This is a genomic window from Nocardia jejuensis NBRC 103114 (assembly GCF_001613145.1).
GTDB lineage: Bacteria > Actinomycetota > Actinomycetes > Mycobacteriales > Mycobacteriaceae > Nocardia > Nocardia jejuensis.
In genome coordinates, this window is record NZ_BDBU01000003.1 from 1 (window position 1) to 12,390 (window position 12,390).

Below are 12,390 nucleotides of genomic sequence, written 5' to 3' on the forward strand. Positions count from 1 at the left end.
CGCTGCGCGCGCTGAGCAAACTCGACCGCGTCCTGCCCGAACGGCTCCGGCACGAAGTCCGCGCCCTGTCCGGCGCGGTGGAATCCTTCCACGGCGGTCGCACCCCCGTGGACCCCGAAGCCCTCATGCGCCTGGCCCGCGCCTGCCGCGACGAGGTCCGCGTCGAGTTCGACTACCCCTCCGGCGGCGCGATCGGCGCCCGGCGCGTGGAGCCCTACCGACTCGTGGCCTCCGACCGCCGCTGGTATCTGCTGGCCTACGACCTGGACCGCGAGGACTGGCGCAGCTTCCGCGTCGACAAGATGACCGCGATCACCGCCCGCACCTGGCGCTTTCACCCCCGCCCGGCCCCCGACGCGGCACCCTACGTCCAGGAGGGCATCGCCAGCCGCGTCTACGCCCACCAGGCCCGCTTCCTCGTACACGCCCCCGAACCCACGGTCCGCGCCCAGATTCCCGCCGCCGCCGCACTCGTGCTGCCCCGCGACGAGCACACCTGCGAAGTACGCAGCGGCGCGGACGATCTCGACGCGGTCCTCATGCACATGGTCCTGCTCGGGCACGCCTTCGATGTCCTGGAACCACCCGAACTCGCCGAGCGCTGCCGCGCCCTGGCCCAGCGGCTGCAGTCCGCCGGAACCCACTCCTCGCCCGGTGCACACGACTAGCCGAAACATGCTCGCGCGCGCGGCAATCCGACGCACGCGGTCACCACACGACGGCATCTCCTCGAACGCGCGGGCCCGGCAAGAGCCGACTCTTGCCGGACCCAACCGGTCTCCGCGTCCTCAGCGCCACACGAGTTTGAGCACCGCCGGGGTCAACAGCATCCGGATCACCGTGGCATCCAGGACCAGCGCCGCGATCATCCCGTACGCGATGTACTTCATCAACACCAGATCCGAGAACCCGAACGCCCCCGTCACCACGATGAGAATCGCTGCGGCAGAAGTGATCACGCCACCGGTGTGCGCGATGCCGTAACGGATCGCCTCCTGCGGCGGCGCACCGGCCGCACGCGCCTCGGACATGCGCGACTGCAGGAACACCTCGTAATCGGTGGAGAGCCCGAACAGCACCGTCACGATCAGCACCAGCACCGCGAACATCAGCGGCCCCGGCGTGAAATCGAACAGCCCCGCCCCGTGACCCTCCACGAAGATCCACGTCAAGATGCCCAGCGTCGCACCCAGACTCAGCGCGCTCATCGCCACCGCCTTGATCGCCAGCACGATCGACCGAAATGCCGCGTACATCAACGCGATCGCCGCCAGCACCAGAATCAGTCCCAGCAGCGGCAGACCGTCGAGCAAGCCCTGGATGCTGTCGCGCTCGAGCGCGGGCACCCCGGCCACCATCACCCGCACCCCGGGCGGTTCGGGAATCTCACGCAGCGCCGCGATCACCGAATCCGCGTCCCGTTTGTCGCTCAGGCCACTGGCCAGCACCGTGACCCCGTCCTTGCTCGGCGCCGCCGGATCGAACGGCCCCGTCATCTGCGGTCCGGTCACCTGATTGGCCTCGTAGCGAATATCGCCCAGCTGCTGCGCGTTCGCGCCCACCACCACCAATTTCAGCGGCTCGGTCCGAAAATGCGGGAACAGCCGATCGAAATCCGTCTGCGCCACCCGGGCCGCATTGTCCTGCGCCAGATAACGTTCGCTCAGACCACCGAATTCGATATGGCGGAACGGCAGGATCAACGCCAGCAGCATCAGCACGATCGGCACGATCACCAGCCACGGCTTGCGCATCGCGAACACCGCCAGCCGCGAGAAGAATCCGGCATCGATCTGCTCGGCGGTGCTGATACTGGCGAACCGATGCCAGCCCAGCAAATCGATGCGCCGCCCCACGATGCTCAGCACCGCCGGCAGCGCGGTCACCGACAGCACCGCCGCCAGCAGCACCGAACTGATGCCGCCCAGCGGCACCGAGCGCAGCACCCCGTTCGGATAGATGAACAGCGCACCCAGACTCACCGCGATGATCGCCGCGGAGAACAACACCGTGCGCCCCGCGGTCGCGACCGTGCGCGCGGTCGCCTCCTCCACGGTGCGCCCGGCCGCGAGCTCCTCCCGAAAACGCGTCACCGCGAACAACCCGTAATCGATCGCCAACCCCAGACTCACCAAAGTGACCACCGCACTGGCGAACACGTTGACCTGGATGTGATCGGTCAGCATCCGCATGATGCCCTGCGTGCCCAGAATCGTCATCCCGCCGATGAGCACCGGCAGCAGCGCCCCGATCACCCCGCCGAACACGAAATACAGCAGGATCGCCACGATCGGCAGCGCGATCAGCTCCGCGCGCTCGATATCGTGCTGCATCCCGGTATTGATGCCCTCCACCACCGGCTGCATACCCGCCAGCTGCACCGTGGTGCCACCGGGCCCGGAACCTGGTGCCCCGGCACCGAATTCGTCCTTGACGGCCATGTAATTGTCGACCGTGTCGGTACCCCCGTCCCCGCGCAACCCGATGCTGGCGAACGCGTGCGTGCGATCGGGGGTCGAGAACTGGCCCATCAGCGAGCCGTCCCAATAGGAGTCGATCTTGAGGATCTTGTCCGGATACTGCCCGCGTAGTCGATTCAGATCCGCGGACACCGCCGTGCGCACCGGTTCGTCATCGACCGTCTTTCCCTGCGGGGCGGTGTAGACGACGATCAGGTCGCTGTCGGTATCGCGCCCGAACGTGGAATCGGCGAGCTGGGAGGCGGCCACCGATTCGCTGCTCTCGTCGAACCAGCCCTCCTGCGAGAGATGATCGTTCAGATCACGGCCGTAGAACCCCGAACCCAGCACCAGCAGCGCGAAAAGCCCGAACACCAGATACCGGTTGCGGTGGATCAGGCGCCCCCACCGCAGGGAGCCGGCTTCGAGCATCAGCCGCAGGCCGCGGTGCGATAGTCGGCCGAACGCAGAATCCCGCACAGATCGGTGCGCGAGATCTTCCAGTGACCGTCCTTGTCCACGAAATGCACCACCGTGGTGCGCACGTTCGAGCCGCTGCCGTCCTTGTCCAGGCTCAGCGTCGCGGTCAGGGTGCCGTCGTGATTGTCGAACACCGGATCCTTGACCCCGTACACCGCGCGCGGATTGTCCTGCAGCGCCTTGTACATGTCCGGAATCGCGTCCTTGAACGCCTCACCGTCCTCGATCAGCGCGGTGCGCTGCGAATCGGGCAGATTCGGATCCAGCGCCGACTTGATCTGCGCGTCCAACTCCGCGGCGGTCGGCAACGGCGGCCGATTGGCGCTACTGGTCGCCGCCGCGGCCGACGAGGAGCTCAAGGCCGCGTACGCCGAGGAGCGGGCCACATCCACCGACGACTCGTCGTTCGAGCCACCGCAGCCCGCCACGGCGGCGCCGAGAACGGCGAGTATCAGTGCGTAGGCGGCCGGTCGTCGCAATGCCATCAACATCCTCGGGTGCTCGAACTGCTGTTGCTTGCCCACAGTCTGTCATGTGAGTCACACGCACCCTCCTCCCGAGTCGCCGAGCACAGCGATTCAGCGCCGTCGCACCCGCACCGTGGTCCCGCCCGACCGGCACCGGCCCGATCCCCGGCATCGCACCGCGACGCCGCACCCGCGTTCGCACCCGGCCCCGCGCTCTGGCGACGCACCGATACTCGGGGTCGTTACCCGGCAGGCTCGGGGAGTCTCATCCTTTGGTCGCGATCTGTATCCGTCTCAGGTCGCGACGGCCCGAAATCACGAGAACGCCTGTATACAGTCGGATTCATGAACGCGGACACGGCAACCGCCGCGCGCCTGAGCGGCTGGCAGCAATGCCTGCGGGTGGTCGCCGCGGTCCTGATCGGGGCCATCGTCTGGCTCATCACCTGGGTGGGCACGCACGGGGTCGCCGGCCCCGCCGCGACGACCTGGATGATCACCGGCGACCCGATCGTCGCGATCGCGTGTGTGCCGCTCGTGCTGTGGCGCCGCCGCTACCCGGTCGCGATCGCCACCGCCGTGGTGATGCTGAGCACGATCTCCGCGTTCGCGTCCGGACTGAGCCTGCTCGCGCTGTGCTCACTCGCGACCCGGCGACGGCTGCGCGAGACGATTCCGGTCTCGATCCTCGCGGTGCTCACCGGGGCGATCACCGGAAAGCTGTATCCGACCGAGGCCGGGGACATCTCGATCTGGTACACCCTCGGGCTGATGCTGGCCACCGTCGGAGCGCTCGTCGCGATCGGCTTCGCCATCGGCGCGCGACGCGAGGTCGTGCGCACCCTGCGCGAGCGCGCCGAAACCGCCGAACGCGCCCAGCATGCCCGCGCCGCGGAAGCGCGAATCATGGAGCGCCATCGCATCGCCCGCGAAATGCACGACGTGCTCGCGCACCGCATGTCGGTGGTCGCCATGTACGCGGGCGTGCTGGGCTTCCGCACCGATCTGAGCAGCGCGGAGATCGCCGCGACCGCCAAGGCCATCGCCGAGAACTCGCACGAGGCGCTCGAGGAACTGCGCGACATCCTCGGCGTGCTGCGCGCGCAGGAAATCCTCACCGGCACAACCACTCCCGAACCACCGCAACCGACCCTGGCCGCCCTCCCGACCCTGATCGCCGACGCCTGCGACACCGGCCTCGAGGTCACCCTCACCGATACCGCGGGCGACGGGGTGCCCCCCGCGAGCGCGCGCACCGCGTACCGCATCGTGCAGGAGGGACTCACCAACGCGCGCAAACACGCCCCCGGCGCATGCGTGCGGGTTCTCGTATCAGGCAGCGCGGGAGCGGATCTCGCGATCACCGTGCACAACGACGGCATCACCACGGTAGGGGCCGGCGGGCTCGCCACGGTGCGCACCGGGAACACCGGCGCACCGGGCTTCCCCGATTCGGGATACGGACTGCTCGGGTTGGCCGAACGCACCGAACTGATCGGCGGCACACTGCGTTACGGCCCCACCCCGGACGGCGGCTTCGACCTGCACGCGGTACTGCCGTGGGCGCTCTCGCGGGAACAGATCCGCCATGGCCGATGAGCGCGCCCCGATCCGGATCGTGATCGTCGATGACGACCACCTGGTGCGCACCGCGCTGAGCCTGATCCTGGGCGGAGACGCGTCGCTGCAGATCGTGGGCCAGGCCGGTGACGGCGCCGCCGCGCTGAGCGTGATCCGCGCGCACTCACCCGATGTGGTCCTGATGGACGTGCGCATGCCCGGCCGCGACGGTCTCAGCGCCACCACCGAGATCCTCACCTGGTCCGCCCCGCCCCGCATCCTCATCCTGACGACCTTCGATTCGGACGAGATGGTGTTGCACGCTCTGCGGATCGGCGCGCACGGCTTCCTGCTCAAGGACACCCCGCCGAGCGAACTGGTCGCCGCGGTCAAAGCGGTCGCGGCCGGACGGCCCACGCTCTCACCCAGCGTCACCACCCAGGTGATCGCCGCCGCCACGGCCACCACCCGGCGCACCCGCATACGCGAGGCCCGCCGCGCCGACGCACGCCGGGAACTGTCGGTCCTGACCGACCGCGAACTCGAGATCGCTCGCGCCATCGCGCGCGGGCACGCCAACGCCGAGATCGCCGCCCGCCTGTACCTGAGCGTGGCCACGGTCAAAACCCACACCAGCAATCTGCTCACCAAGCTCGGACTCGACAACCGCGTCCAGATCGCCCTGCTGGTACACGACTCGGACTACTGACTCCGCAAAATCGGACTACTGACTCCGCGAAACACGCAGAGCGCCACCAACTGTCGAGGCCACGCTCGTCCGCGACGCACCGACCCCCGGTCTCACATGCCGTCGATGACCGCGCCGAGTCGTCCCAGCAGCGCACGCACGGTGGTCGCCTCGCGCGGCTGCGCCGCGGGCACCGGCACCGCGTGTGGCAGCAGATCGCGCACCAGGGCCACGACACTGCGCTCGTCGTCCAGATCGACGTCGGTGACCGGGGTTTCGGCCAATGCCACCACGTCCTCCGCGGCCGGGACGTCGGCATCGAGGTCGGGACGGTAGATCTCCAGAGTCAGGGTCGACCGGTTGGTGCGAAATGCGAACGTGCGGCCGTCGCCGGTGACCCCGAAGCCGTGCGCGTACCGGCCGACGGTCACGTCTTCGATGGTGAAGCCCGAGGCGTCGAAGCCCGATGTGTGATCGGTTACCAACAGAACTCCCTGTCACTGCGTGCCGTCATTCCACGGTAACCGCAGGTGCCGACATTCGGCATCCATCACCATGTCACGTCATGCAATCGCGTGGCCGAATCCGCTGCTCACCGGCGCGGCCCGCCCCGACTCCCGAGGCATGAACGCCCACCCCGGCGGGTACTCGACCCGGCACGCACCCGATCACGGCACGCCGGACCGAAGACCCGCCCACCGGGCGCGTTCGGGGATCATGGTCAGATAAGAGAGCACGCATGATTATTCATCGGTCAGGTAAGGAGTTCGCTGCATGCGCCGTCGCGGCTGGATTCGATCGGCCCTCGCGGGTGCGATCGCGGTGACCCTGCTCGCCGGTTGCTCCTCGAACGACGACCCGGGGAGCAAGCCGACGATCGACCCGGCCACCCCCCTCGCCGCGCCCGTCCCCGGCGCCACCCCGGCCGGTCAGGTGAGCCCGAGCCGCGCCATTTCGCACCTGCTGGCCGAACCCGCCACCGGCGTGCTGGCCGCGCTCGGTGATCAGGACGGCGCCGCGCGCGACACGGTCCTGCACCTGCGAAACATCGGGACGGGCGCGGTCACGACGGTGCCGCTGCCCGGCCCGGCCGCGTCCCTGGCACTGGGCAGGCCCGGGGAGATCCTGCTCACCGTGCCCGGTGAGATCCTGCGCGTGGACGCGGCCTCGGGCGCCCTGACCGCGATCACCCTCGACGGTGACGTGCGCGCGGTCGCCCTGCGCCCCGACGGCGAACTCGTCGCCGGCCTGGGCAACGGCAAGGTCCTGCTGCTGAGCGCGGACGGTGCTGTGCGCCACACCATTTCGGGCCTGGTCTCGGCCGATGCGATCGACGCGAGCGAGAACAAGATCGTCGTTCTCGACCGCCGCCAGACCACCGTCACCGAGGTCGACCTGGGCGACAACGAGCTCGGGCTCACCCTGCGCGCGGGCGACGGGGCCACGGAAATGATCGGCGATCACTACGGCCGGCGCATCGTCACCGACACCACGGGCCGTGAGCTGCTGGTCTACACCGCCGATCCGTTGGTCCTGCACCAGCGTTTCCCGGTAGGCTCTTCGCCCTACGCACTCGCCTACGACGAGCGGTCCGAGACCGTGTGGGTGACGCTGACCGGCAGTAACGAAGTCGTCGGCTACGACCTGTCGACGGGTATACCGGTAGAGGTAGGGCGTTACCCGACGGTTCGCCAGCCCGACACCGTGACCATCGACAGCCGCACCGGTGACATGTTCGTGGGGTCCGCGACCGGCGACGGTCTGCAGCGGATCAGCGCGGACCAGCGGAAGAGAGGGCAGTGATGGCTCGGGCCTCGCATTCGGCGCGCCAGACGCGCACAGTACCGACCAGTTGGGAGGAGGAATCCAGCGACGATGAATATGAATACGTCCCGCTGAGATTTCCCCGCGAGATGACACGCGTCACCGCCACCATGCGACTGGCCATCCAAGCCGAATACGGCGGCTGGGAGCTGTCCCGAGTGCGCGCCTACACCGACGGCAGTCGTCGTGTGCTGCTGCGCCGCCGCAAGAGTTCTCTGCTATCCCCGACACCCGAGGCGGTGATGTAACCCGCATGGCGATGCGTTTGTATGCCCTGCTGTTGAAGGTGATGTTCCTGCTCCCCCCGGAGCGCATCCACCATCTGGCATTCGGTGCCATGAAACTGGCCACCCGGTTCGCGCCGGGTCGCGCGCTGACCACCAGAGCGCTGGTCACCGATGATCCGATCCTGCGCACCCGCGTCTTCGGCGTGGACTTCCCCGCACCGCTGGGCCTGGCCGCCGGCTTCGACAAGGACGCCGAGGGCGTGCATGCCTGGGGCCCACTGGGTTTCGGCTACGCCGAGATCGGCACGGTCACTGCGCAGGCACAGCCCGGTAATCCCGCGCCGCGCCTGTTCCGGCTGCCCGCGGACCGGGCGCTGATCAACCGGATGGGCTTCAACAACCACGGGGCCGCGGCTGCGGCCGATCATCTCGCGCACCGGTTGCCCGGCGGAATCCCGATCGGCGCGAACATCGGCAAGACCAAGGTCGTCGAGGCCGCCGACGCCGCGGGCGATTACGCGATCAGCGCGAAACTGCTGGGCCCGCTGGCCGACTTCATGATCGTGAACGTCAGCTCGCCCAACACCCCGGGCCTGCGCGATCTGCAGGCGGTGGCCTCCCTGCGGCCGCTGCTGCAGGCGGTGCTGGACAGCGTGAGCGTGCCGGTGCTGGTGAAGATCGCCCCCGACCTGTCCGACGAGGACATCGACGCGGTCGCGGATCTGGCCGTGGAACTCGGACTGGCCGGAATCGTGGCCACCAACACCACGATCCGCCGCGACGGACTCGCGACCGAGGCCGATCAGGTCGCGGCGCTGGGCGCGGGCGGACTGTCCGGCCCACCGGTCGCGGACCGCTCGCTCGAGGTGCTGCGGCGGCTCTACGCCCGCGTCGGGGACCAGGTAGTGCTGATCTCGGTCGGCGGCATCGAAACCGCCGAGCAGGCATGGGAGCGGATCCTGGCCGGAGCCTCACTGCTGCAGGGCTATACCGGTTTCATCTACGGCGGGCCGTTCTGGGCCAAGCGGATTCATCGCGGACTCGCGGCCAAACTGCGTGAGCACGGATACACCGAGCTGTCCCACGCGGTCGGCGCGGAGCACAACGCGCGCGCCTGAGAGTCCCCGCCCGCGCTGGAATGCCGGCCCTGCGAACACCCTGTGTCCCCGACGGTCTCACGATCGTCGGGGACACCCGCGTTTCAGGGCCGCGGACCCCTCGCTTCAGGGCTGCGCCGCACCGGGATTCGACGCCGACGCCGCGAACCCGCGTCCGGTGCAGCTTGATTCGTCACGACCACAAATGCCGCGAGCGCGCCCCGCTCGTCATCGACACCGGCGCCGCGGACGCACTGGACCACCGGGCGGTGATCGGCTCCGGCGCCTCGACCGCCACGCTCCCGCGCCCGCTCCCGCGATCCATCCGCGAGGCGAGCCGCTGCGCCAGCAGCACCACCGCGTGCTCGACCCCCACACCCAATCGTGCCGCCCGCTCCGCCGCGCGACCGTGCGCGTCGTCGTCGAACACGACCTCGGGATCGGAGAGAATTTCGTCCAATTCCATTCCGGCACGCGCCTGGTCGCGCGTGAGCCGGTGCTCGGGCAGCCAGCTCAGCCGCCATACCGTCTCCCCGTGTCCGTGCACGCGGAAGGCGTTCTCGGGGGTGATGTCACTGGTCATCGCCCGAATGGTGATATCGATCGTCACAGCAGGGTCCTCCCTGGGCCGTTCGCGCGAATGTCAGGATCTCTGTGCCACTCGCCTGGTTGATCTGGTGTCGCGGTGGGATATCCGCGTCGGGGCTTTCGTCCTTCATCGAATGCCGATCGGTCGGTATTTCATGAATTGTCGAAGTGATCTCCGAAGTGCCCGTTTTGTCGCAACATTCACCACCGGAGTCACCATTGCCTCCGGCCGAGCAACTCCCGCATCGCATGTTCCACGGTCATGCCCAGTTCACCGGCGTCCACTTCTCGCGCGCACCGCGAGAATCACATCGCGCTGATAGCGAGTGCCCGCGAAGATCTCCGCCGGTTCCATTCCCGCGAGCGCCTGTGCTCGCGAGAGCAGCCGAGCCGGAAGCCGGCTCAACCGCCACTCCAACTCCCACCCGTCCGCCACCCGGTGTGCGGCCTCGCCGGTGAGATCGCTCGTCATCTGCAATTCGGAGTCACAGACCGTCACGGTCTGCCCCTGTCCATCATGCGCTGATGAAGCACCGCCATGACATGCTTCACCGTCGTGTCGAGCCGATCGGCGATCGCCTCGGCGCGTTCCCCCGGTTCCTCGTACCCGAGGCACATCTCACTGAGTTCGATGGCGGCCACGGCCAACTCGCGAGTGAGCAGCGGCTCGGGCCGCCAACTCACCTTCCACGCCGGCTCCGCGCGGCCGTGCATCCGCCGCGCCCATTCGGAACTGATACTGCTGGTGATCGAACTGCTGCTCTCGTAGATCACGACGGTCTCCTGAAATCCGATGCGCCGCCGCCGAACCCGGGAACCGTTTTCCGCAATGCCTCGAACCGGCCGATCGCACCGCGATGATCGGCCGGTGATCTCGCTACCGCGAACAGCGAACGCGGCCCGGAGCGAGCGACGACGAGAAGTGAGTGATTTATCCGAAATCCAGGTGGGCGACCCCGCCCACCCGAACAGCAGCCACCTCACCGTCCTGCTCGGACTCCGGCTCACCACCCGCCGCCCGCGTACCCCGCCGCACACGCTGAATCACGAGAACCGCTCCCAACACCAGGACCTCCCGAACCGTCTGGTGGAGGCGATGTTTCGCCAATCCGAGTATGGCATTAGCCGGAGCTATCCGGCATTTGCCGTTACTACAAGGGAATTGACGGTTTCGCTGTAGCCTAAACGTGGCGATCGGTATTGTTGTTCGATTGCCGGCGGTCTCAGTCCCGCGCCGAAGCGGCCGAGAGGTCCAGGGTGTTCCGAGGTCCTGCGCACGACGACCTACCTCGTACGGTGCGCCGCCCGTCGACTCTCTCCTGCCGGAGTTCGCTGATCCCTTGCGGCAAATGCCGCCGCCACATGGCAATTGACGTTTTCGATGTCGGCCGAACGTGCCCGACGGTATCGTTGGAGGCGCATGGCAACCAACCGCAACTCTCACGGTGATACCTCGGGGACTACAGTGTCGAGTCAGGGCGTCCAGGCCGTCTTCAGCGTCCTGATGGGCCTGCGCAAGCGAAAAGGCCTGAGTCCTGATCGATTGCGCTCCACCGAGATCGAGGTCTCGCAACTGCTCGACCTACCGGTCGTGCGGCGCTATGCACACCTGCGAGGAATATCCGCGCTGGACGCGCTACCCGACAGCATCGGGCATGTCGCACAACAGTTGCCGCCCACCCAGCGACTGATCGTCGACAGTGAACTCTGTCTGCACCTGTTCGACGTCGAACCGCCCGAGGGCATCGATCTGAGGCGACTGTACGGACCCGAACTGGGCAGCAGGCGTGACTATCTCAGCGAACACTGGCGACCCCTGCACGAGGCACTGAAGGTCGTGGACGTTCCCGCCGACAAGAGCGGACGCGCGTTGCGCGATGCGCCCGAGCGGGAAGCTTTCACCGCGCTCGCTACGGCACTCGCGCTGGGACCGGTGCCCGATGTCGAGCCACGCGACACCGTGACCGTGATCGGGGACGCAGTACGAGATATCAACACCCTGTCCGACGACCTGCCCAAGGACGCGACAGTCATATCGGGCAAGGTGTTGCAATATCCAGGCGGCAAAGGACTCAACCGCGCGGTCGCGTTCGCCCAGTTCGGATTGGACACCAGGCTTCTCACAGTGCTCGGTGACGATCAGAACGGCACGATCATCCGTGAATACCTGGTCGGCCAAGGCATCGATACCAGCCTCGTCGAGACCAAGGCGGGCCCGACACCGATCACCATCGTGCACCGGACCCTCGGCGGTGAACAGGCGACCATGGTGTTCAAGGAACCTCGGGTGAAACTCATCGAGGCCGACCTCGACAAGGCATGGAATCGTCAGGCCGTCACCGATTCCAAGGCCGTTCTCGTCACCTTCGAGACGCCGATGGAGGTCGTGGAGCAGGTACTGCGCACGGTGGATTCACTACCCCCGTCGAGGCGGCCGGCATTGACGCTGAACATCTCGCCACCGAACCGCATGCCACGCGCCGCACGGCGTTTTCTGGATGCGGTCGCATTCGTGGTCGGCGCACCGAACGATCTGGCGGAGATGTGGCCCGCGGGCCGGGGATACCTCGACACCGTGGACGAATTGCTCGAGAGCGTGACGGGCGCGGTGTGCGTGATCGCCGGACCCAGATTCACCGTTCATCGCCCAGGAGTCGAGCCGTTCGAAACCTGCCTTGCCGATATAGACCAGGTCAGGTCGCCGCACTCCTCTGCCGCGTTCTCCGCCGCGCTGACCTATCGTCTCCTGAGGCACGGCGCACCGCTCGACGTCGACGACTTCAGGTGGGCCACCGCGGCCGTCGCCGCCACCGAGGCCATCGCCGCGACACCCTCGAACGAGGACAGTGCGGCGATGAACGTCCCCGACTCCATGCCGACGCTGGATCAGATCGATGCCGAGGTCGAGCGTGTCACCGTGCACCTCGGCGGCGCGTCCTAGCGTGCCTCGTATCGACACGCCGAGCACGCTGCAGGGTTGACGGGTTCGGAGCGATAGGG

At 67.7% G+C, this 12,390-nt stretch carries 13 protein-coding genes; 7 read left to right on the forward strand and 6 right to left on the reverse strand.

Annotation, left to right across the window (positions count from 1 at the left end; all coding sequences use genetic code 11):
• The coding region (locus NJ1_RS02615) for a helix-turn-helix transcriptional regulator (protein WP_067686980.1) at nt 1–668 on the forward strand (668 nt) is incomplete at its 5' end.
• Nucleotides 669–788: 120 nt separating this feature from the next.
• Here the strand turns inward: NJ1_RS02615 and NJ1_RS02620 are convergent.
• Both NJ1_RS02620 and NJ1_RS02625 read right to left on the reverse strand, forming a co-directional pair.
• Nucleotides 789–2,891, reverse strand: coding sequence for an MMPL family transporter (locus NJ1_RS02620; protein WP_067686983.1), 2,103 nt, complete (start codon nt 2,889–2,891; stop codon nt 789–791).
• Entirely contained in the window at nt 2,891–3,424 is a 534-nt protein-coding gene (locus NJ1_RS02625; RefSeq protein ID WP_157573708.1) for a WKL family lipoprotein, read from the reverse strand. The genes NJ1_RS02620 and NJ1_RS02625 overlap by 1 nt, the downstream gene beginning before the upstream one ends.
• Nucleotides 3,425–3,751: 327 nt before the next feature.
• Here NJ1_RS02625 and NJ1_RS02630 point away from each other — a divergent pair, with 327 nt between their 5' ends.
• A complete protein-coding gene (locus NJ1_RS02630; protein ID WP_067686989.1) occupies nt 3,752–5,005 on the forward strand; it encodes a sensor histidine kinase in 1,254 nt (417 codons plus the stop codon).
• Entirely contained in the window at nt 4,995–5,675 is a 681-nt protein-coding gene (locus NJ1_RS02635) for a response regulator transcription factor (protein ID WP_067686991.1), read from the forward strand. The genes NJ1_RS02630 and NJ1_RS02635 overlap by 11 nt, the downstream gene beginning before the upstream one ends.
• A gap of 92 nt (nt 5,676–5,767) precedes the next feature.
• On the opposite strand, the gene NJ1_RS02640 is transcribed toward NJ1_RS02635, so the two are convergent.
• A complete protein-coding gene (locus NJ1_RS02640; RefSeq protein WP_067686994.1) occupies nt 5,768–6,139 on the reverse strand; it encodes a hypothetical protein in 372 nt (123 codons plus the stop codon).
• A gap of 289 nt (nt 6,140–6,428) precedes the next feature.
• Here NJ1_RS02640 and NJ1_RS02645 point away from each other — a divergent pair, with 289 nt between their 5' ends.
• The 3 genes from NJ1_RS02645 to NJ1_RS02655 are packed head-to-tail and all read left to right on the forward strand — an operon-like array spanning nt 6,429 to nt 8,823.
• The gene (locus tag NJ1_RS02645; RefSeq protein ID WP_067686997.1) at nt 6,429–7,457 is read left to right on the forward strand and encodes a YncE family protein; all 1,029 of its coding nucleotides are present in this window, start codon (nt 6,429–6,431) and stop codon (nt 7,455–7,457) included.
• Nucleotides 7,457–7,726 (forward strand): DUF5703 family protein, encoded by a 270-nt coding sequence (locus NJ1_RS02650; protein ID WP_067687000.1) that lies wholly within the window; start codon nt 7,457–7,459, stop codon nt 7,724–7,726. Before NJ1_RS02645 ends, NJ1_RS02650 begins: the two co-directional genes overlap by 1 nt.
• 17 nt (nt 7,727–7,743) lie before the next feature.
• Complete coding sequence (locus NJ1_RS02655; protein WP_067687324.1) at nt 7,744–8,823, forward strand: quinone-dependent dihydroorotate dehydrogenase; 1,080 nt, start codon at nt 7,744–7,746, stop codon at nt 8,821–8,823.
• A 172-nt stretch (nt 8,824–8,995) separates the two neighbouring features.
• Here NJ1_RS02655 and NJ1_RS02660 read toward each other — a convergent pair whose 3' ends face one another.
• From NJ1_RS02660 to NJ1_RS02670, 3 genes are all read right to left on the reverse strand, one after another.
• Nucleotides 8,996–9,412, reverse strand: coding sequence for a hypothetical protein (locus NJ1_RS02660; RefSeq protein WP_067687003.1), 417 nt, complete (start codon nt 9,410–9,412; stop codon nt 8,996–8,998).
• A gap of 249 nt (nt 9,413–9,661) precedes the next feature.
• A complete protein-coding gene (locus NJ1_RS02665) occupies nt 9,662–9,862 on the reverse strand; it encodes a hypothetical protein (RefSeq protein ID WP_067687006.1) in 201 nt (66 codons plus the stop codon).
• A gap of 23 nt (nt 9,863–9,885) precedes the next feature.
• Complete coding sequence (locus tag NJ1_RS02670) at nt 9,886–10,164, reverse strand: hypothetical protein (RefSeq protein ID WP_067687009.1); 279 nt, start codon at nt 10,162–10,164, stop codon at nt 9,886–9,888.
• Between the two features lie 646 nt (nt 10,165–10,810).
• Here NJ1_RS02670 and NJ1_RS02675 point away from each other — a divergent pair.
• Nucleotides 10,811–12,331 (forward strand): carbohydrate kinase family protein, encoded by a 1,521-nt coding sequence (locus NJ1_RS02675; protein WP_169813075.1) that lies wholly within the window; start codon nt 10,811–10,813, stop codon nt 12,329–12,331.
• The last annotated feature ends 59 nt before the right edge of the window (nt 12,332–12,390 follow it).